Annotated in this window: 17 protein-coding genes, 2 tRNA genes and 1 other RNA gene; 9 read left to right on the top strand and 11 right to left on the bottom strand. The window is 66.1% G+C overall.

All coding sequences use genetic code 11. The annotated features are described in order from the left end of the window. Positions 1 to 13: 13 nt before the first annotated feature. The 3 genes from Q5701_RS03895 (at position 14) to Q5701_RS03885 (ending at position 1438) form a co-directional block, all read left to right on the top strand. Positions 14 to 874 (top strand): MBL fold metallo-hydrolase, encoded by an 861-nt coding sequence (locus Q5701_RS03895; RefSeq protein ID WP_306753854.1) that lies wholly within the window; start codon positions 14 to 16, stop codon positions 872 to 874. A gap of 59 nt (positions 875 to 933) precedes the next feature. Continuing rightward, positions 934 to 1008: transfer RNA gene (locus Q5701_RS03890), tRNA-Asn, on the top strand. Between the two features lie 106 nt (positions 1009 to 1114). Next, positions 1115 to 1438, top strand: a complete 324-nt coding sequence (locus Q5701_RS03885; RefSeq protein ID WP_306753853.1) for a hypothetical protein — start codon at positions 1115 to 1117, stop codon at positions 1436 to 1438. Positions 1439 to 1486: 48 nt separating this feature from the next. On the opposite strand, the gene Q5701_RS03880 is transcribed toward Q5701_RS03885, so the two are convergent. From Q5701_RS03880 to Q5701_RS03870, 3 genes are read right to left on the bottom strand one after another with little or no spacing between them, the layout of a single operon-like run. Continuing rightward, positions 1487 to 1927, bottom strand: a complete 441-nt coding sequence (locus Q5701_RS03880; RefSeq protein WP_234855815.1) for a YcgN family cysteine cluster protein — start codon at positions 1925 to 1927, stop codon at positions 1487 to 1489. Beyond that, positions 1927 to 2856: a bifunctional riboflavin kinase/FAD synthetase gene (locus Q5701_RS03875; RefSeq protein ID WP_306753851.1), complete on the bottom strand. Its 930-nt coding sequence runs from the start codon at positions 2854 to 2856 to the stop codon at positions 1927 to 1929. Before Q5701_RS03875 ends, Q5701_RS03880 begins: the two co-directional genes overlap by 1 nt. A 33-nt stretch (positions 2857 to 2889) precedes the next feature. Then, positions 2890 to 3333: a MaoC family dehydratase gene (locus Q5701_RS03870; RefSeq protein ID WP_306753849.1), complete on the bottom strand. Its 444-nt coding sequence runs from the start codon at positions 3331 to 3333 to the stop codon at positions 2890 to 2892. A gap of 128 nt (positions 3334 to 3461) precedes the next feature. On the opposite strand from Q5701_RS03870, the gene Q5701_RS03865 reads away from it, so the two are divergent. Then, positions 3462 to 4307 carry a class I SAM-dependent methyltransferase gene (locus tag Q5701_RS03865; protein WP_306753847.1) on the top strand — a complete coding sequence of 282 codons (846 nt, stop codon included), beginning with the start codon at positions 3462 to 3464 and terminating at the stop codon, positions 4305 to 4307. A gap of 16 nt (positions 4308 to 4323) precedes the next feature. On the opposite strand, the gene Q5701_RS03860 is transcribed toward Q5701_RS03865, so the two are convergent. The 3 genes from Q5701_RS03860 to Q5701_RS03850 all read right to left on the bottom strand — a co-directional run bounded on the left by Q5701_RS03860 (position 4324) and on the right by Q5701_RS03850 (position 6347). Beyond that, the gene (locus tag Q5701_RS03860; RefSeq protein WP_306753846.1) at positions 4324 to 5193 is read right to left on the bottom strand and encodes a TIGR01459 family HAD-type hydrolase; all 870 of its coding nucleotides are present in this window, start codon (positions 5191 to 5193) and stop codon (positions 4324 to 4326) included. Next, positions 5193 to 6110, bottom strand: a complete 918-nt coding sequence (locus Q5701_RS03855; RefSeq protein ID WP_306753845.1) for a manganese-dependent inorganic pyrophosphatase — start codon at positions 6108 to 6110, stop codon at positions 5193 to 5195. Before Q5701_RS03855 ends, Q5701_RS03860 begins: the two co-directional genes overlap by 1 nt. A gap of 161 nt (positions 6111 to 6271) precedes the next feature. After that, positions 6272 to 6347: transfer RNA gene (locus Q5701_RS03850), tRNA-Thr, on the bottom strand. 142 nt (positions 6348 to 6489) lie between these two features. Here Q5701_RS03850 and Q5701_RS03845 point away from each other — a divergent pair. Continuing rightward, positions 6490 to 7365 (top strand): hypothetical protein, encoded by an 876-nt coding sequence (locus Q5701_RS03845; protein ID WP_306753844.1) that lies wholly within the window; start codon positions 6490 to 6492, stop codon positions 7363 to 7365. Between the two features lie 6 nt (positions 7366 to 7371). Here Q5701_RS03845 and Q5701_RS03840 read toward each other — a convergent pair whose 3' ends face one another. The 4 genes from Q5701_RS03840 to acnA form a co-directional block, all read right to left on the bottom strand. Further along, a complete protein-coding gene (locus Q5701_RS03840; protein WP_306753843.1) occupies positions 7372 to 8103 on the bottom strand; it encodes a peptidoglycan-binding domain-containing protein in 732 nt (243 codons plus the stop codon). A gap of 178 nt (positions 8104 to 8281) precedes the next feature. After that, a complete protein-coding gene (gene rpmG / locus Q5701_RS03835) occupies positions 8282 to 8449 on the bottom strand; it encodes a 50S ribosomal protein L33 (RefSeq protein WP_089389030.1) in 168 nt (55 codons plus the stop codon). A gap of 120 nt (positions 8450 to 8569) precedes the next feature. After that, positions 8570 to 8942: RNase P RNA component class A (rnpB, locus tag Q5701_RS03830), an RNA gene on the bottom strand. A gap of 113 nt (positions 8943 to 9055) precedes the next feature. Then, positions 9056 to 11779, bottom strand: coding sequence for an aconitate hydratase AcnA (gene acnA / locus Q5701_RS03825; RefSeq protein WP_306753842.1), 2724 nt, complete (start codon positions 11777 to 11779; stop codon positions 9056 to 9058). Positions 11780 to 12021: 242 nt separating this feature from the next. On the opposite strand from acnA, the gene Q5701_RS03820 reads away from it, so the two are divergent. Beyond that, entirely contained in the window at positions 12022 to 13032 is a 1011-nt protein-coding gene (locus Q5701_RS03820; RefSeq protein ID WP_306753841.1) for a DUF1223 domain-containing protein, read from the top strand. Positions 13033 to 13089: 57 nt separating this feature from the next. Further along, positions 13090 to 13698: an inner membrane-spanning protein YciB gene (locus Q5701_RS03815; protein WP_234853603.1), complete on the top strand. Its 609-nt coding sequence runs from the start codon at positions 13090 to 13092 to the stop codon at positions 13696 to 13698. A gap of 1 nt (position 13699) precedes the next feature. On the opposite strand, the gene Q5701_RS03810 is transcribed toward Q5701_RS03815, so the two are convergent. After that, entirely contained in the window at positions 13700 to 14596 is an 897-nt protein-coding gene (locus Q5701_RS03810) for a DUF726 domain-containing protein (protein ID WP_306753840.1), read from the bottom strand. Between the two features lie 549 nt (positions 14597 to 15145). Between Q5701_RS03810 and Q5701_RS03805 the strand changes: the two genes are divergently transcribed. Both Q5701_RS03805 and Q5701_RS03800 read left to right on the top strand, forming a co-directional pair. Then, positions 15146 to 17788 carry a ribonuclease E/G gene (locus Q5701_RS03805; RefSeq protein ID WP_306753838.1) on the top strand — a complete coding sequence of 881 codons (2643 nt, stop codon included), beginning with the start codon at positions 15146 to 15148 and terminating at the stop codon, positions 17786 to 17788. 95 nt (positions 17789 to 17883) lie between these two features. Continuing rightward, positions 17884 to 18627 carry a cytochrome c biogenesis CcdA family protein gene (locus Q5701_RS03800; RefSeq protein ID WP_234853600.1) on the top strand — a complete coding sequence of 248 codons (744 nt, stop codon included), beginning with the start codon at positions 17884 to 17886 and terminating at the stop codon, positions 18625 to 18627. The last annotated feature ends 87 nt before the right edge of the window (positions 18628 to 18714 follow it).

Genomic DNA, 18714 nt, shown 5'->3' with positions numbered 1-18714 from the left:
TAAGGCTAATGACATGGACGAACGGACGAAAGACCCCCTGCGCATCCTGGCCCCGAACCCCTCGCCGCTGACCGGGCCGGGGACGACGACCTTTCTGCTGGGCGGCAGGGATGTCGCGGTGATCGACCCTGGCCCCGACCATCCCGGCCACCTGGCGGCGATCGCGGAAGCGGGGCAGGGCCGGATCAGCCACATCATCGTCACCCACGCCCATCTGGACCACAGTGCGGGCGCGCCACGACTGTCGCAGATGACGGGGGCGCCGGTCCTGGCCTTTGGCGGCGCGCTGTCGGGGCGATCCCCGATGATGCGGCGGCTGGCGGATGAAGGCGTCGGCGGAGGCGAGGGGCTGGACCTGTCGTTCGCGCCCGACATCGTCCTGCACGACGGGCAGGTGATCGAGGGGGACGGCTGGCACCTGACAGTCCTGCACACGCCCGGACATTCCGGCGGCCATGTCAGCCTGCTGTGGGACGACCAGATTTTTTGCGGCGACGTGGTGATGGGCTGGTCCTCGACCATCATCTCGCCGCCCGACGGTGATCTGGCGGATTACCTGCGTTCGCTCGACCGGCTGGCGCATCACCGGCCCCGGCGCCTGCTGCCCTCCCATGGCGAGGCCATAACGGACCCGCAGGCCCGCCTGTCCGACCTGGCCGCCCACCGCCGCCAACGCAGCGCCCAGATCCTGACCGCGCTGCGCGACGGCCCAGCGGATGCCGCCTCGCTTGCGGCCCGTATCTATGAGGTGGCCCCGGCGCTGATGCCCGCGGCCGCCCGCAACGTCCTGGCGCATCTGCTGGCCCTGGCCGACCTTGGCGCAGTGGTCCCGCTTGATGTGCTGGGTGCGAAGACCCGATTCATGTCTTTGTGAAAAAATCGTTCTTCCCCCTCTGGACGCCCCCCCGTGCCATTGCTATACGGCCCCCGTGTTCCGGCGTAGCTCAGCGGTAGAGCAGTTGACTGTTAATCAATTGGTCGTAGGTTCGATCCCTACCGCCGGAGCCAAATCCTGAAAAAGATCAGCTACCCCAAGCCTCGCGATCCATTCGTGGAACCGTGACGCGGCTTTGGGCATTGGCGCAGATTGCACATCCATCCAAGCCTGCCTAAAATGCCGCCCTTGACGCCCGACAATCGCTATATCGTCGTCCGCGGTCGGTTGTGGCGGGCAGCAAACCCCCATTTGCCGGGTGCGGAACGGGAACAGCTGGTCAAGGCGCTGATGGCGGCGCGACGGGCGGTCGGGGCGGCGCGGATGTCAGGCGACAAGACGGCCGAGGACGGCGCGCATCGCGACGTCAACGAAGCAAAGATCGCCCTGGGCGAGCGCGGGCCTGTCTGGTGGGACGATGGCGCGCCGGACTTGAACCGCAGGATGGTGAAGAATACCCCCTATGCCGGCTGGTTCGAACGCCTGGGACAGCAGGAAAGCTAGCCGTCTGCCGTCTTGTCGACCGTTATGCGAAAAGCTGCGGCTGTCGCGTCAGGACAAGTCCTCAATGATGTAATCTTCCCAGTCTTCCTCGCTGACGGTGACCTCGCTGACGGTCCAGCCGCGGACGCTGGCGCCGGCGCTGTGGACGGTTTCGCGGTCGCCCGAGACCAGGTGGTGCCACTTGTAGAGCGGCCGTCCTTCGTGGCGCAGACGATAGGCGCAGGTGGCGGGCAGCCACCAGGCGATCTCGGCCAGCTTGCGGGGGGTCAGGACGACGCAATCAGGGACAAAGTTGTGGCGGTTCGGATAGCTGCTGCACTGGCACTTGTCACCGTCCAGCAGCTTGCAGGCCACGCGGGTGAAGGCCAGTTCGCCCGTATCCTCGTATTCGATCTTGTTCAGGCAGCATTTGCCGCAGCCGTCGCACAGGGCTTCCCATTCGTCGGGCTGCAATTGGGGCAGGGGCAGTTCCCAGAACCGGTCGCGCATCATGCGCCCGCCAGCACCGCGCGGGCCTGGTCCGCGTCGGCCGCGATCTGGTCGATCAGAACCTGCACGCTGTCGAACTTCGCCTCGTCGCGCAGGAATTCGACAAGGCCCACGGACAGGTGCTGGCCATAAAGATCGCCGTCAAAGTCGAACAGATGCACCTCCAGGTTCGGGGCGTTGCGGCCGAACATGGGACGAACGCCCAGGCTGGCCACGCCCTGGCAGGACAGCTTGTCAGGCCCCGTCAGGACATCGACGACCACCGCATAGACGCCCAGGCGCGGCAGGTGCAGGTCGTCCATCTGCATATTCGCGGTGGGCCAGCCGAACTGGCGGCCGCGCTTGTTGCCATGGATCACCTCACCTTCGATCCGGTGAAGGTGGCCCAGCATCCGTTCCGCGTCGCGCGGGCGCCCATCCGCCAAGGCCTGCCGGATGGCGGTGGAGCTGTAATCCTGGCCGCCCGTGCCAACCAGCGGCACGGCGGTGACGCCGAAGCCAAGCTGGCGGCCCAGATCCTGCAAGGTCGCGACATTGCCCGCCCGGTCCTTGCCAAAGACGAAATCCGCGCCCACGGTCACATGAACGACACCCAGGCCGCCCACCAGCACGTCGCGCGCAAAAGCATCGGGCGACAGGCCCGCCAGGACCGCGCCAAAGGGCAGCTCGTAAAGCTGCTCCACCCCCAGCCGGGCCAGGCGGTTTGCGCGGGATTCCGAATTCATCAGCCGAAAGGGCGGCGCGTCGGGCGCGAAGAACTGACGGGGATGGGGTTCAAAGGTGACGATGCCCAGGGGGGCGTCGGCCGCCTGCCGCGCGGCCTCGATCACTGCGCGATGGCCCAGATGGACACCGTCGAAATTGCCCATGGCGACGGATGCGCCGCGGGCGCCTGCCGGAAGTCCAGTCCAGTCGCGGTGGATTTGCAAAGGGTGCCCCCACTGGGGCTGCCAGGAGCCCCGTCAGTCGAACTTGCGGCTTGGCGCCAGAACGACCGCCTCGCCTTTCAGGACGACCGTATCACCCACGAGGCAGCGGGTTGCAAGCGTGACCCGCCGTTTCGCATGATCGATGGTTTCCACCGTCACCTCGGCCCGGACAGTGTCGCCGGGGCGGACGGGGGCCATGAATTTCAGCGTCTGACCCAGATAGACGGTGCCATGCCCCGGCAGTTGTTCCCCGATCACCGCCGAGATCAGGCCCGCCGTCAGCATCCCATGCGCGATTCGCCCCTCGAAGATGGTGTCGCGGGCGTAATCATCATCCAGATGCACCGGGTTGCGGTCGGTCGACACCTCGGCGAACAAGTCGATGTCGCGATCCGTCACCTGCTTTTGCAGATAGCGGGTCATGCCCACCTCCAGATCCTCGATGACGATGGTGCCGCGGGGAAGGTTGTCGAACATGCTGCGTTCCATGGGCTTGGCCGATAGCAGGGCAATGATGCTGCATAGCAGCGAAATTTTTTGCGCGCAAGAATATTTCTGATATACAGCACCAAAGTATAATATCCTTTCGCAAAGGATCGGCAGTGATGGAAAGCGGCAACCAGTCACAGGCAGAATTCTGGACCTCGCCCGCCGGTCGGGCCTGGGTCGATCACGAGGCAAGCCTGGACGCCACCATGGAGGGGATCATGGCGGTCCTTCTGGATGCGGCCGCATTCGCCGACGGGCAGGATGTCCTGGACGTGGGTTGCGGAACCGGGGCAAGCACGATCGCGGCGGCGCGAAGGGTTCCGGCGGGCAGGGTGCTGGGCCTGGACATCGCCGCGCCCATGCTGGAGCGCGCACGGCAGCGCGCCGTGGCCCAAGGCGTGACGAACGCGACGTTTCGCCTGGGCGATGCCCAAGTCGAGCGTCTTTCCCCCAAACGCCACGATGTCCTGATATCCCGCTTCGGGATGAGCTTTTTCGCCGACAGCGTGGCCGCGTTCCGCAACCTCGCGGCATCATTGCAGGAGGGCGGGCGGATGGTCTTTGTGTCCTGGGACGGATTGGAGCGAAATCCCTGGTTTTCCATTCCGCAACAGGTGGCGGGGCAGCGGCTGGCGGCTGAGCCGGATCCGGTCTCCACTGCGCCAGGGCCGATGGCATTCGCCGATCCCCATCATGTCCTGGACCTGATGGACCGGGCCGGCCTGTCGGATGGCCGGTGGGAGACCTGGCAGATCGACCTGACCCCGCCCGGCGGGGTTGCGGGCGCGGCAAGGTTGGCCACCCATGTCGGACCTGCGGCGCGTCTGCTGAGGCTGTGCAACGCCACCGCCGAGGATCGCGCGGCGATTGCCGCCGATATCGAAACAGCCTTTGCCCCATTCGGACAGGGGGACGCGGTTCGCATCCCCTCGTCCGTGCACGTCTTTTCCTGCCGCGCGTGACGGCAGGGCTGATCGGTCAGCGCAACCGGCCGATGCTGTATTGTGGGGCCAGGGCGTGGCCGCCCAGCCAGTCCAGAAGCAGGGCAAGGTCGGGGTTTTCGACATCAGGCCCAAGCGCGTCCGCCGCCAGGCCGCCCGTCACGAACAAGGCGTCGATCCCCTGGTCCAGGGCGCCCTTCACATCGGTGAAGACGCCGTCGCCGATGGCCAGGATTCGCGCATCCGGCCCCAGGTCCAGCAACCGCCGCGCCCGGTCATAGATCGGCGGATGCGGCTTGCCGAAGTAAAGCGACCGCCCGCCCAAGCCTTCATAATATTCCGCCAGGGCGCCCGCGCAATAGATCCGCGTCTCGCCCATGTCCACGATCACGTCCGGGTTGGCGCACAGCATCGGCAGCCCCCGGTCGCGCGCGGCCATCAGCCGGTCGTGGTAATCGCCCTGCGTTTCCGTCAGTTCGTCGAACGGGCCGGTGGCGACGATGCCTTCCGCTTCCTCCAGCGATACCCGGTGGATCGGCGGGGCGTCGGCAAATTCGCCAGGAATGTCGTCGAAGAAACCGTCGTCCTTTTCCGTGCCGATGTGCCAGACCTTTCGGCCCACGGCGCCCGCGAACATCGCCTCTTGCGCGGCATCGCCCGAACTGACGACGATGTCCCAGGCGTCGCGGGGCACGCCCATGCGGTCAAGCTGGGCAATCACGAACTGGTTGGGACGCGGCGCATTGGTCATCAGGACGACCTTGCCGCCGCCTGCGCGAAAGGCTTGCAGGGCGGCGACGGCGGCGGGATAGGGCTGCTTGCCGTTGTGAAGGCAGCCCCACAGGTCGCAGAACAGCACGTCGTAATCGGCGCCGATCTGGGACAGCGACTGGATGATCTTGCTCATTACAGGGCAAGAACCGGAATGATCTGCTTCTTGCGGCTCATCACGCCCGGCAGGACCACGCTGTCGCCGGTGACAGCCACGCCAAAGCTGCGTTCGGCAAGCCGGCGGACGAAGTCGTTGGGGATCAGCAGGGTCGCTTCCTCGCGCAGGATATCGACGACGAAGCACAGGACTTCGTCCGCGCCATCCTCGGCGGCGACACGGGGCATGGCGGCGATCAGCGCGGCCTTGCGCGCCAGCAGCACCTGCGGCGCGGTGGTTTCCAGGACGGTGATCCGCAGTTGCTTGCCGCCCAGTTCGTATTCCTTGCTGTCGGTGCGCAGCAGGGTTTCATCGTTGAAGGCGCTGATGTCGGATTTGGCCGCGAACATTTCCGTCGCATAGTCGGTGATGTTGACGCCCAGGTCGGCGGCCAGCTTTTCGGCCACGGCGCGGTCATGGGCGGTTGTGGTCGGGCTGCGGAATTCCAGCGTGTCGGACAGGATGCAGGTCAGCATCGCGCCCTTGATGGCTTCGGGTGCGCGGGCCATGTCCGCCCCCATCAGGTCGTGCATGATCGTGGCGGTGCAGGCCAGCGGGCGCACGGTGATGTTGATCGGGGTGCGGGTCTTGATGCCGCCTGCCAGCAGGTGATGGTCGATGATCTCGATCACCTCGGCCTGATCCAGGCTGGCGGGCAGTTCGGCGGGGTTGTTGGTGTCCACGATCACGCATTGATCGCCGGCTGCGACATCGGCGATGATCTGCGGCTTGTCCAGGTTCCACCGCTTCAGCATCCACAGGGCCTCGGTGTTGGGTTCCCCTTGCAGGACCGCCTGGGCGGGGGACTTGCGGACCTCGTTCAGATACCAGGCCCAGATGATGGGGGAACCGGTCGAATCCGTATCGGGGGCGGTATGGCCGAAGACCTTGATCATGTGATGCACCTTCGCAGCGTCTGGATGTCGCGCGCGTTATAGGGGGTGCGGGGGGCGATGTCCAAGGGGGACGGGTCAGCCAAGACGTCGCGCCGCATCCTTTACCAGGGCATGATGCGGTGAGGCCCCATGAGGGTGCGTTCGGGATGATCTTTTGGAATTGGTGCCGGTTGCAGGAATCGAACCCGCGACCTTCTGATTACAAATCAGCTGCTCTACCAGCTGAGCTAAACCGGCGTGACGCGCAAGGGCGGCGTCTTCTGCCTAGCCCCTGCGGGCGGTTTCCGCAAGCGGTGAAAGCGGTTTGACTGTGCGGATCGCCTCGCTACTGTGCGACGGCACCCGCAAGGGTTGAGGTGAGACAAGGGGCAGGGCCGATATGCAGATGGTGTTCCACCTGGGGGTGCATGGCACGGACGGGGACAGGCTGCTCAAGACGCTTCTGAACAACCGCGACTGGCTGATGCAGCACGGAACCGACATCGTCACCCCCAACCGCCACCGCGGCCTGTTCGAGGAGGCGCTGATGTCCCTGAAGGGGGGGCGCGCCACAGCCGAAATGCAGCAGATCATGCTGGATGCGGTGTTGCACAGCGAATCCCCCGACCGCGCGGTGTTTTCCACGCCGACCTTCATGGGCGCGCCGGGCCGGGTGGTGGGGCAGACGGGGCTGTATCCGCAGATGGGCGCAAGGGCGGCGGCGCTGGCCAACCTGTTTCCCGACCACGAGGCCGAGTTCTTTCTGGCCATCCGCAACCCCGCCACCCTGATCGCCGAGGTGCTGCCGGTCTTTACCGGGGGCGGCTATCACGTTCTGATGCAGGGCCGCCGTCCCTTGGACCTGCGATGGCGCGATCCGATCCAGGCGCTGCTGCGCGCGGTGCCCGGCCGCCGCGTGGTCATCTGGTGCCACGAGGACGTGCCCCTGATCTGGCCCGAGATCGCGCGCCTTGTGGGCAGCATCCCCCCGGACGCGCCGCTGAAAGGCGGAATGATGTATCTGGAAGAGATCCTGGACCAGACCGGCCTGGGGCAGTTGAAGGAAGCCTTGGCCGCGCAGGACCAGATGACCATCGCCAGGCGTCGAGCCTTGTCGGCGCAGATGATCGAGGCCCATGCCCTGCCCGCCGCGCTGGATCAGGTGATCGACCTGCCGGGATGGACGCAGGATCTGGTGGACCGCGTCACCGACCAGTATCGCGCCGATGTGGCGGAAATCGCGGTCCTTCCCGGGGTCGAGTTCATCCTGCCCTAAGGGCGGTCAGCGCGCCACCAGCCGGTCGTATTGCGCGGCGGTCAGATAGCCGGTCGCCTCCAGGTCGTTGGCCCGCTGCCACGAGGCGATGGCATTGCGTGTGCCCTGGCCAAAGACGCCGTCCACGCCACGGGTGTCGAAACCCCGCTGGGTCAGCCCGGCCTGCACCGCCCGGCGCTGCTGGAGGCTAAGGCCCAGGTCGGCCTCGTTCCCGGCAGGGCCGACGGACGGGGTGGTCGTCGCGGCGGGCCGGGTGGTGGCCGTTCCTTGCAGGATCTCGTTCGCCTGGGCGGCGTTCAGGGTGCCGGTCTGCGCGTAATTGCGGTCCCGTTGCCACAAGGCGATGGCCCGGCGCGTTCCGGGACCGAAATTGCCGTCCGCGCCGTTCGTGCTATAGCCCAGCCCGTTCAGTTGCCGCTGGACCTGCACGCGCTGCTGGCGGGACAGCCCTGCCGTGTCGCCCTGGCTCTGGGCGGCTGGCGCGGTTGTCGTTCCGCCAAGCTGCTGGACGCGATCACGCGCCTGCGCGGCATAGGCCCCGTTCGGGAACTGCCGCAGATAGGATTGATAGGCTGCCCGTGTATCGGTGCCTTGCGCCTGCGCGAAGGCGGCGCGGTCCTGTTCCTGTTCCAGATACTGGAGGGCAACCCCGCCCACGATATCGCCCAGATCCTGTGCATGGACGGGCGTCAGGGTGACAGCGGCGGCAAAGGCCGCGGAAAGCATCGTTCTGACCATCGAAAGGCCCTTTCGCGTTCAAGCCCCAAAGCGGGGGCGCCAAAGCTATAGCGCAAAGAAGGGCTTCGGGTTCCGAGGGCCGGGCAGGGTCTGCCGCACAACGAAAAAAGGGCACCCGAGGGCACCCTTTCAGTTCAGGCCAAAACCCCCAAAGGGGCCAGCCCGTCGGGCAGGATCCTTACTTGATCTTGCCTTCCTTGTATTCGACGTGCTGACGGACGACCGGGTCGAATTTGCGCACGGTCATCTTTTCGGTCATCGTGCGGGCATTCTTCTTGGTCACGTAAAAGTGGCCGGTGCCGGCGGTCGAGTTCAGCCGGATCTTGATGGTGGTCGGCTTCGCCATGTCATTGCTCCTGCTTCGGGGCAATCGCGCGGCGCAGACCCCGTGGAATTCGTTTGAAGCCCGCCTTTTAGCCATGGGCGGGCCGAAGTCAACCCGAATCGCCCCAAGCCAGGCCGTGATTTGCGCGGAGGGCCTGTAAGCCGGATTCTGTCCACCGCCTGCGCGGCTGGATGACCATTCCTCTGGCCCGGCGGTTGCCCGCCGGATCAAGCTGCCTACCCGGACCTGCTGGGGCAAGGCGGCCCTGCGGGGTTGCCCCCGCGCGCGGTCCCTATTCGGCATTGCTCCTGGTGGGGCTTGCCATGCGGGCGCTGTTGCCAGCCCCCCGGTGGGCTCTTACCCCACCGTTTCACCCTTACCCATGCGGACATGGGCGGTCTGTTCTCTGTGGCGCTTTCCCTGGGGTTGCCCCCGCCGGGCGTTACCCGGCACCACTGCCTCATGGAGTCCGGACTTTCCTCGACATTGCTGCCGCGGTCATCCAGCCCTCCGCGCAAGGCGCGATATGGCCGCGATGTGGCCCTGCGTCAATGAAAAACCCCCGCTGGCCGGCACCGGGGGCGTTGGTCTTGCCGCGAAGGTGCGTGCAAGCACGCACCCTACGGGTCAGCTTTTCGCCAGGTTGCGCAGAACGTAATGCAGCACGCCGCCGTTCTTGAGGTATTCGATCTCGACCTCGGTATCGACGCGGGCTTTCAACTGGATTTCCTTCACCGTGCCGTCGCCATAGGTGATGGTGCAGGGCACCAGCGACAGCGGCTTGAAATCGCCCGCAAGGCCGTGGATCGACACGGTCTCGTCGCCCTTCAGGCCCAGCGTCTTGCGGTTCTCGCCCGGCAGGAACTCGAACGGGACGACGCCCATGCCGACCAGGTTGGACCGGTGGATACGCTCGAACGATTCCGCGATGACCGCCTTGACGCCCAGCAGGTTGGTGCCCTTGGCCGCCCAGTCGCGGCTGGAGCCTGCGCCGTATTCGACGCCGCCAAAGATCACCAGCGGCACGCCCGCGTCCTGATAGGCCATCGAGGCGTCGAAGATCGAAGTCTGCTGGCCGTCCGGGCCTTTGGTATAGCCGCCCTCGACCCCGTCCAGCATCTCGTTCTTGATGCGGATGTTGGCAAAGGTGCCGCGCATCATGATCTCGTGGTTGCCGCGACGCGATCCGTAGCTGTTGAAATCACGCGGCGCGACCTGCCGTTCGATCAGGTACTGGCCAGCGGGCGTGGTGGGCTTGAACGACCCGGCCGGGCTGATGTGGTCGGTGGTGATCATGTCGCCCAGGATCGCCAGCACGCGCGCGCCGTCGATGTCGCTGATGACGCCCGCTTCCTTGGCCATGCCCTGGAAATAGGGCGGGTTCTGGATATAGGTCGAGGTCGGCGGCCAGTCATAGGTCTCGGAGTCGGTGACCTCGACCGCCTGCCAGCGTTCGTCGCCTTTGAAGACATCGGCGTATTTCGACTGGAACGCCTCGCGCGTGACGGTGGCGTGGACTAGGTCGGCGATTTCCTGGTTGGTGGGCCAGATGTCCTTGAGATAGACATCGCGGCCCTCGGGCGTCTGGCCGATCGGATCCTTGGTCAGGTCGATGTTCAGGTCGCCCGCGATGGCATAGGCCACCACCAGCGGGGGCGAGGCCAGGAAGTTCGCGCGCACGTCGGGGCTGATGCGCCCTTCGAAGTTGCGGTTCCCCGACAGCACGGCGGTCGCCACCAGGTCGTTGTCGTGGATCGCCTTTGTGATCGCCGGATCGCCCAGCGGACCCGAGTTGCCGATGCAGGTGGTGCAGCCATAGCCCACCAGGTTGAAGCCCAGGGCGTCCAGATCCTCTTGCAGGCCGGCAGCCTCGAGATACTGGCCCACGACCTGCGAACCGGGGGCCAGAGAGGTCTTGACCCAGGGCTTGCGGTTCAGGCCAAGCGCGCGCGCCTTGCGGGCGACCAGGCCCGCCCCGATCATCACATAAGGGTTCGAGGTGTTGGTGCAGCTTGTGATCGCCGCGATCACGACGGATCCGTCGCGGATGCTATAGTCGGTGCCTTCGACCGGAACGGTGCGCACGGCGTCGCGGACCATCACCTCGCCATCATCCTGCGCACCGCCGCGATAATCGGCGACCACCTTGCGGAAGCTCTGGGCGGAATCGGTCAGCGGCAGATAGTCCTGCGGGCGTTTGGGGCCGGAAATCGCCGGCACGATGCTGCCCATGTCCAGTTCCAGCGTCGAGGAATAGACCGGCGCATAATCTGCGCCGCGCCAGAAGCCGTTTTCCTTGGCATAGGCTTCGACCAGGGCGATCCGATCCTCGTCGCGTCCGGTGTTGCGCAGATAGCGCAGGGTTTCGTCGTCGATGGGGAAGAAGCCGCAGGTGGCGCCGTATTCGGGGGCCATGTTGGCAATGGTCGCGCGGTCGGCCAGCGGCAGGTTGTCCAGGCCTTCGCCATAGAATTCGACGAACTTGCCCACTACGCCGTGCTTGCGCAGCATCTGCACGACCTTCAGCACCAGGTCGGTGGCGGTGGTGCCCTCGACCATGCGGCCGGTCAGCTTGAAGCCCACGACCTCGGGGATCAGCATGGACACGGGCTGGCCCAGCATCGCGGCCTCGGCCTCGATCCCGCCGACGCCCCAGCCGAGGACCGCGAGGCCGTTGACCATCGTGGTGTGGCTGTCGGTGCCGACCAGCGTGTCAGGGTATGCAACCAAGTCGCCGTTCTGGTCGGTGTCGGTCCAGACGGTCTGGGCCAGGTATTCCAGGTTCACCTGGTGGCAGATGCCGGTTCCGGGCGGGACCACGCGGAAGTTCTGGAACGCCTTCTGGCCCCATTTCAGGAACTGGTAGCGTTCGATGTTGCGTTCGTATTCCAGATCCACGTTCATCTGGAAGGCGCGCGGATTGCCGAATTCGTCGATCATCACCGAATGGTCGATGACCAGGTCGACCGGGTTCAGCGGGTTGATCTTTTGCGCATTGCCGCCCAGGCCCAGGATGCCGTCGCGCATCGCCGCCAGGTCAACGACAGCCGGAACGCCTGTAAAGTCCTGCATCAGCACGCGGGCGGGGCGATAGTTGATCTCGCGCGGGTTCTTGCCGCCAAGGCTGGCCCATTCGCCGAAGGCCTTGATGTCATCGACCGACACCGAAAAGCCGCCGTCCTCGAAGCGCAGCAGGTTTTCCAGCACCACCTTCAGCGCGGCGGGCAGTTTCGAGAAGTCGCCAAGCCCCGCCTCGGTCGCGGCGGCGATGGAATAATAGGCGTAATCCTTGCCGCCGGCCGAAAGCTTGCGGCGCGTCTTGGCGGTGTCGGTTCCGATCTGGATGGGCATGGTGGCCTCCCTGTCTGCGAAATGGATGGGTCGGGCATGGATGGCCCCTGCTTTGCCCCAAGCGGCGGGGCTGCGCAAGGGCGTCACGCGGCGAATTGTATGCAATCGCATACCATAAGCCGGGCTGTTGCTCAAGGGGCACGGAATGACGGTCACATCCTGCTTAACGAAGCGTTGATTTGTTCGCGGCGCACGCAGGGGGCTATGCAGGGGGACAGATCAATCACGCATCGGACCCCGGAATGCTGACCGGAACGGCAGCCACAAAGACCAGAACCCTTGTCGCCGCATCCCTTTGCAGCCTGGCCATCGCGCTTGGCGGCGGGTCCGCGGGCGCGCAAGGGGGCGATCCCGCACCCGGCGCGCTTGAGGGCGGCGGCATGGCGGCAAGCGCCTCCGGCCCCGGCACGGGCAGTGGGGACCATGGCGACGACGCGCCGGTCATTGCCGCGCCCGACGATGCGGGCCGGGTCGAGCCGTCGCCCCTGTCCACCCATGTCCCCTCCGACATGGGCGGCTTCAACAGCTTTGCCGCAGGCGACGGCGTGCCGCCCATGGAGACCTTTGGCCTGAACCCCGACGCGCTGCCCGTGGTGGTCGAGCTTTTCACCTCGCAGGGGTGTTCGTCCTGTCCGCCCGCCGACGCCATGCTGGCGGGCTTGTCGGACGAACCCGACATCCTGCCCTTGTCCTTTCACGTCGATTACTGGGATTACCTGGGCTGGGCCGACAGTTTCGCGCGGCCCGAATTCACCCTGCGCCAAGAACGCTATGCCCTGGTTGCAGGGGAACGGTCGGTTTATACGCCGCAGGTCATCGTAGATGGCCAGGATACCGCCGTGGCGCTGGGGCCCGCGCAACTGATGGGCCTGATCGACGCCAGCCGCGTATCCCCCGCCACCATCAGCGTCCAGCGCGACACCACCCCCCGGGGCGAGGTGATCGAACTGATGCCCTTGTCCGACCTGGGTGGAGGGGTCGATATCCTGCTGGTCCGCTATGCCCCCGAACGCGAGGTACACATGACCGCGGGGGAAAATCGCGGCAAGGCCATCACCTATACCAATGTCGTCCTGTCGCTGGACCGGCTGGCGGAATGGGACGGGATCGCCGCCCTGCGCGTGACCATCAGCCCCGACGGGCCTGCGGACGACCGTTTCCCCGCCGATACCCGCCACGCCCTGCTGGTCCAGCGGGAACAGGGCGGTGACGGGATGCCCGGTCCGATCCTGGCGGCGATCCGGCTGGATTGACCGCCCGCCTGCAATGCGGGACAAGACGCTGTCTGACGGGCAAGGGAACAGGACGCCATGAAGGAACCGAAAGCCTGGGTGCTGCAAGTGCTGGAATGGGGACCGCTGCTGCTGTTCTTCGCGGTCTTCATGCTGAACCGGGGAACCCCGGTCGCGCTGTGGGGCCAGTCCTATACGCCGCTGGTCTTTGCCACGCTGGTCTTCATCCCGGCCCTGGCGCTTGCCACGCTGGTCCGCTGGCGGCTGACGGGCAAGCTGTCGCCCATGCAGATCGCCACCCTGGTCCTGGTGGTGGTTTTTGGCGGGCTGTCGGTCTGGCTGAACGATCCGCGTTTCTTCAAGATCAAGCCCACGATCATCTATCTGCTGTTTGCGGGCCTTCTGGGCTTCAGCTTCGTGGCGGGCCGCGACTGGCTGCAAGCCATCCTGTCCGAGGCCCTGCCCATGGACGCCGAAGGCTGGCGCAAGCTGACCGGGCGCATGGCGCTGTTGTTCCTGGGACTGGCCATCGCCAACGAGGTGGTCTGGCGCGCCATGTCCGAAACAACCTGGGTTTACTTCAAGACCTTCGGGATGCCGCTGGTGATCTTTGTCTTCCTTATGGCGAATGCGGGCCTGTATCGCGCCCATGCGATCGAGGTGCCGACCGACGACGCCATGAAGTGACTCAGGCGCGCACCCCGCCGATCTGCGCGGGCGCGGCCAGCAGCCGTGACCAGCGAGGCTGTATCCGTCCCGGCAGGCGGGTGCGCAGCATCGACAAGGGCAAGGCCCAGGGCTGCGCCAGGGCGGTGCGATAGAAATCGAACAGCCCGCGCCGAAGATAGGGCGACCAATGCGACAAGCGCAGCGACGGACGCTCGGTCGCGAAGCCCAGCCGGTCAAGTGCCGACAGCGTCGCCGGGTCGTCGATCTGCACGTCCACCCAGTTCGCCGCGGGCCGGTCCAGCCCAAAGCCGAGCGCCTGCCTGCGCCCTCGGTCCAGCCAGATCTCCATCGCGAAGTCGAACAGGTCGTTTTCCCGGGACGTGATGTTCAGCACCTCGGCCCGGCGGCCCGCGGGGCTGTCCAGGGCGGCGGCGGCGGTGTCGCGGAACTCTGCCCCCGTCAACAGGACGATCCGGCCGATGCTGCCGCCATCGGCATGATGCAGGGCCTGCAAGGCCACCCGTGCGCCCAGCGAATGTCCGATCAGCGCGACCGGTCGACCCGCCTGCTGGGCCAGATCCGATACCAGGGCCGCGACCGCCCGCCCGGCGTCCCCGGCACGGGCATAAGCCTGGCCCAGCATCCCGCGTGCTTCCCACCCGAAGGCAAGGGCCAGGCCTTCGTCCGGCGCGCCTGCGCCAAATCCCAAGGCGCGGGGCCAGGACAGCACCCGGCGATCCGCAGGATCGGGGTCCAGCGACAGGATGTGGCGGTGCGGGTCGCAATGAGCGGCGGCGGGAGAGTAACGGAAACCGTGGATCATCACGATCAGGGGCGCATGGCCGGGCAGGGCGCGGGCGGCGGGGATCAGCCCCTCGGGCAGCGCGCGATCCGCATCGACCTTGACCACCGGCATGACGCTTTCTCCTGATCTCCCGGCCACGGGGCATAGGCACAGGGTGCAACACCGGCGTGAAAGAAGCGTTAAGCCTGCGTGACGCACGGTGCGCGCGGTTCGTTTACGCAGGCCAGAACCCGCGTATTCCGCGCCATGCCGTTTTCGGCATTGAATTTTCCACCCTTAGCCCTCTATGTTGCGGCTATGCGTCCTGCTGCCCGCAATCGGGGGTTGCGCGACGCCCACAGTTTCGCAGCGTGGCATTTTTCGCACCGGGTTTCGGAAGGCGGCACGTGTCATGCGGGAAAGCCCGTCCGGGGCGCATCACGATGCGGCCGGGCGATATCGGACAGCGGCGCAACAGGCTTTGGCCTTCGCGTCAACCGTAAGGAACAGACGCGATGACGCGCGCACGGGACGGACAGGATCGGGACGGGGGGGCATTCAGCCCTTCCCGCCGCATCGCCGTAGCCCCTGCCGCGCCCGTGTCCCCATCATCATATCGCAGTCTGCGTTCGGGGGTGCCGCTGGCGCCGCCGGGCGCGCTTCTGCGCGAAAGACATAGCAATGGCAAAGAAAATGCTGATCGACGCCACCCATGCCGAGGAAACTCGGGTGGTCGTGGTGGACGGAACCAAGGTCGAAGAATTTGATTTCGAGACCGTAAACAAGCGCCAGATTTCGGGCAACATCTATCTGGCCAAGATCACGCGGGTCGAACCCTCGCTGCAGGCGGCCTTTGTGGATTACGGCGGAAACCGCCACGGCTTTCTGGCCTTCGCGGAAATCCACCCGGATTATTACCAGATCCCCGCCGCCGACCGCGCGGCCCTGATCGCCGAGGAACGCGCCTATGCCGAGGCGCAGGAGGCCGAGGAGGCGACGCGCGGCAATCGCCGCCGCAAGCCGCAGGCCGAACGCGCCGAAACGGGCGACGAGGTTGCCACGGCCGATGCCGCGCCCGAAGACGACACCCGGGACGACCAGGATACCGGAGCCGACGAGGCCGACGCCGGCGATCACGACAACGACGGCGAAACCGCCGTGACCGACGCGTCCGACAAGGACGAGGAAATTGAGTCTGTCGCCGAAGAGGACGTGGCCGAGGAAATCCGCGTCCAGAAAAAGCCCCGTCCGCGCCGCTACAAGATCCAGGAAGTGATCAAGGTCCGGCAGATCATGCTGGTCCAGGTCGTCAAGGAGGAGCGCGGCAACAAGGGCGCCGCGCTGACCACCTATCTGTCGCTGCCGGGACGCTATTGCGTCCTGATGCCCAACACCGCGCGCGGCGGCGGCATCAGTCGCAAGATCACCAACATCGCCGACCGCAAGAAGCTCAAGGACATCGCGTCCGAACTGGACGTGCCGAAAGGCGCAGGCCTGATCATCCGCACGGCGGGCAGCCAGCGGACCCGGACCGAAATCCGGCGCGATTACGAATACCTGCTGCGCTTGTGGGAACAGATCCGCGACCTGACCTTCAAGTCGGTGGCCCCGGCCGCGATCTATGAAGAAGGCGACCTGATCAAGCGGACCATCCGCGACCTGTACAATTCGGAAATCGACGAGGTTCTGGTCGAGGGCGAGCGCGGCTATCGCACCGCCAAGGACTTCATGAAGATGATCATGCCGACCCATGCCGGGTCCGTGCAGCAATATACCGACCAGATGCCGCTGTTCGCGCGCTATCAGGTGGAAAGCTATCTGTCGGGGATGTTCAACCCAACCGTGCAGCTGAAATCTGGCGGCTATATCGTCATCGGCGTGACCGAGGCGCTGGTCGCCATCGACGTGAACTCGGGCCGGGCCACCAAGGAAGGCTCGATCGAGGAAACGGCGCTGAAGACCAACCTGGAGGCCGCCGACGAGGTGGCGCGCCAGTTGCGCCTGCGCGACTTGGCCGGGCTGATCGTCATCGACTTCATCGACATGGAGGAACGGCGCAACAACGCCGCGGTCGAGAAGCGGATGAAGGACAAGCTGAAGTCCGACCGCGCGCGGATCCAGATGGGCCGCATCTCGGGCTTTGGCCTGATGGAGATGTCGCGCCAGCGGCTGCGTCCGGGGATGCTGGAATCCACGACCCAGCCTTGCGCGCATTGCCACGGCACCGGGCTGATCCGGTCCGACGACAGCCTGGCGCTGACCATCCTGCGCGCCATCGAGGACGAGGGCACCCGCAAGCGTTCGCGCGAGGTGCTGGTCAAGGCGCCGATCGCGGTCGCCAACTTCTTGATCAACCAGAAGCGCGAACACATCGCCGGGATCGAGGCGCGCTATGGCCTGTCGATCCGGCTGGAGGCCGATCCGTCGCTGATCTCGCCCGATTTCGCCATCGAGAAGTTCAAGACCGCGACCCGCAACGTCCCCGATGTCACGGCCCCCGTCCTGTCGGTGGATGCCGACCTGATGGCCCAGATCGACGACGAGGACGAGGATCTGCCCGAGGAGATCGAAGCCGAGGCCGAGGAGGAGCGTGCCGAGGAGACGACCGGGCACGCCGCTGAGGCCGCGTCGGCCGAGGATGAGACTGGCGAGGGCAGGGGCCGCCGCCGCCGCCGCCGCCGGCGCAAGCCGGGCGAACGGGCCGAAGGCGAAGCGGGCGATGGCGACGCGGGCGAAACGGACGGGGACGACGCCGAGGCTGGCGAAACCGCCGAGGCGTTTGGCGACGCGGACGCCGCCGAGGGCGACTCCGGCGACTCCAGGCAAAACGGCCGCCGCCGCCGGTCGCGGTCGCGCAACCGTCGCCGCAACGGCGATCTGCCCCAGGCCGAGGGTCTGCCCGAGGTCGTGGATCTGCAAGATCAGCCGGACGAGCCTGTCGAAGCCATGCCCGGCCTGAACGCCCGTCGCGAACCCGCGGAAACCCCCGATGAAGGCGAGATCGTGCCCCTGTCGGAAATCGCCACCGAACCCCAGGCGGCCCAGCCCGAACCGCAGGCCGAGGATTTCCTGCCGGCCGGTGTGGTCGCCGTAGGGGTCGAGGAAACCGTGATCGAAGCGGTCCTTGTCGAATCGGCGCCGTCCGAGGCGGCGCAGGGCGAGGCCGAGGACGAAGCGCCGCATGGCATCCCGGTCGAGGCGAAAATCGCCGGTTCCGAACCGGCGGAATCATTCGACGACCGCCCGGCCGAGCGAGAGCCGGAAATGGCCGAAGCCGACCCTGACCGCCCCAAGCGCCGGGGCTGGTGGTCGGGCAACCGCTGATGGTGCAAGGGGCGCGGGTCACACCGCGCCCCTTTCGCAAAGGCGTGACGCAATGACCCATGGCTTGCGCCGCCCGAACGGGTAAGGTGCCCGCCATGCTGGGAATCGAACTTGCCACCGCCGCCTTTCTGCCCGCCGCCCTTGTCGCGTTGCTGGCGGGGATCCTGTCCTTTCTGTCGCCCTGCGTGCTGCCCATCGTGCCGCCCTATCTGGCCTATATGACGGGGGTCGGTGTGAACGGGCTGAAAACGCACGAACGCAGCGCCGTGCTGCCCGCGCTGTTCTTCGTGCTGGGCCTGTCCACGGTATTCCTGATCATGGGCTTTGCCGCATCGGCCTTTGGGCGGGCCTTTCTGCAATACCAGGATCTTCTGGCCAAGGCCGCGGGCGTCATGGTGATCGTGATGGGCCTGCATTTCCTGCACGTCATCCGCATTCCGATCCTGGATCACGAGGCGCGGGTGAATGCGGGCAAGCAGGACGGGGGGGCCTTTGGCGCCTATGTGCTGGGGCTGGCCTTCGCCTTTGGCTGGACGCCCTGCATCGGCCCGCAACTGGGCATGATCCTGTCGCTGGCCGCGACCGGGGGAGAGTTGTCGCGGGGCACCGCCCTGCTGGCGGTCTATGCCCTGGGCCTGGGGATCCCGTTCCTGCTGGCCGCGATCTTCATCAACCGCGCCATCGGCCTGATGAACCGCATCAAGCCCTGGCTGCGCGTCATCGAACGCGTGATGGGCGCCTTGTTGCTGGTCGTGGGCGTGATGCTGCTGACCGGGGCGTTTTCGGCATTCTCCTATTGGTTGCTGGAAACCTTTCCGGGGCTGGCGATGTTGGGGTGACCCTGTACCCAATCGCCAGTAGCGCGGACCCGATTTTCCCGCTATGCTAATCGGCAGACCCGGACAAACCGGGCGGATTCTCTGAGG

It is taken from the genome of Paracoccus actinidiae, assembly GCF_030863885.1.
In the GTDB taxonomy this organism is placed as follows: domain Bacteria; phylum Pseudomonadota; class Alphaproteobacteria; order Rhodobacterales; family Rhodobacteraceae; genus Paracoccus; species Paracoccus everestensis.
Note: the sequence above shows the minus strand (reverse complement) of the source record. Positions and strands in the feature narration are given on the sequence as shown.

Excerpts from the sequence above, each read along its gene's own strand:
- Q5701_RS03895 (WP_306753854.1), top strand. The coding sequence starts at position 14 with ATGGACGAACGGACGAAAGACCCCCTGCGCATCCTGGCCCCGAACCCC.
- Q5701_RS03885 (WP_306753853.1), top strand. The coding sequence starts at position 1,115 with ATGCCGCCCTTGACGCCCGACAATCGCTATATCGTCGTCCGCGGTCGG.
- Q5701_RS03880 (WP_234855815.1), bottom strand. The coding sequence starts at position 1,927 with ATGCGCGACCGGTTCTGGGAACTGCCCCTGCCCCAATTGCAGCCCGAC.
- Q5701_RS03870 (WP_306753849.1), bottom strand. The coding sequence starts at position 3,333 with ATGTTCGACAACCTTCCCCGCGGCACCATCGTCATCGAGGATCTGGAG.
- Q5701_RS03865 (WP_306753847.1), top strand. The coding sequence starts at position 3,462 with ATGGAAAGCGGCAACCAGTCACAGGCAGAATTCTGGACCTCGCCCGCC.
- Q5701_RS03860 (WP_306753846.1), bottom strand. The coding sequence starts at position 5,193 with ATGAGCAAGATCATCCAGTCGCTGTCCCAGATCGGCGCCGATTACGAC.
- Q5701_RS03855 (WP_306753845.1), bottom strand. The coding sequence starts at position 6,110 with ATGATCAAGGTCTTCGGCCATACCGCCCCCGATACGGATTCGACCGGT.
- Q5701_RS03845 (WP_306753844.1), top strand. The coding sequence starts at position 6,490 with ATGCAGATGGTGTTCCACCTGGGGGTGCATGGCACGGACGGGGACAGG.
- Q5701_RS03840 (WP_306753843.1), bottom strand. The coding sequence starts at position 8,103 with ATGGTCAGAACGATGCTTTCCGCGGCCTTTGCCGCCGCTGTCACCCTG.
- rpmG (WP_089389030.1), bottom strand. The coding sequence starts at position 8,449 with ATGGCGAAGCCGACCACCATCAAGATCCGGCTGAACTCGACCGCCGGC.
- acnA (WP_306753842.1), bottom strand. The coding sequence starts at position 11,779 with ATGCCCATCCAGATCGGAACCGACACCGCCAAGACGCGCCGCAAGCTT.
- Q5701_RS03820 (WP_306753841.1), top strand. The coding sequence starts at position 12,022 with ATGCTGACCGGAACGGCAGCCACAAAGACCAGAACCCTTGTCGCCGCA.
- Q5701_RS03815 (WP_234853603.1), top strand. The coding sequence starts at position 13,090 with ATGAAGGAACCGAAAGCCTGGGTGCTGCAAGTGCTGGAATGGGGACCG.
- Q5701_RS03810 (WP_306753840.1), bottom strand. The coding sequence starts at position 14,596 with ATGCCGGTGGTCAAGGTCGATGCGGATCGCGCGCTGCCCGAGGGGCTG.
- Q5701_RS03805 (WP_306753838.1), top strand. The coding sequence starts at position 15,146 with ATGGCAAAGAAAATGCTGATCGACGCCACCCATGCCGAGGAAACTCGG.
- Q5701_RS03800 (WP_234853600.1), top strand. The coding sequence starts at position 17,884 with ATGCTGGGAATCGAACTTGCCACCGCCGCCTTTCTGCCCGCCGCCCTT.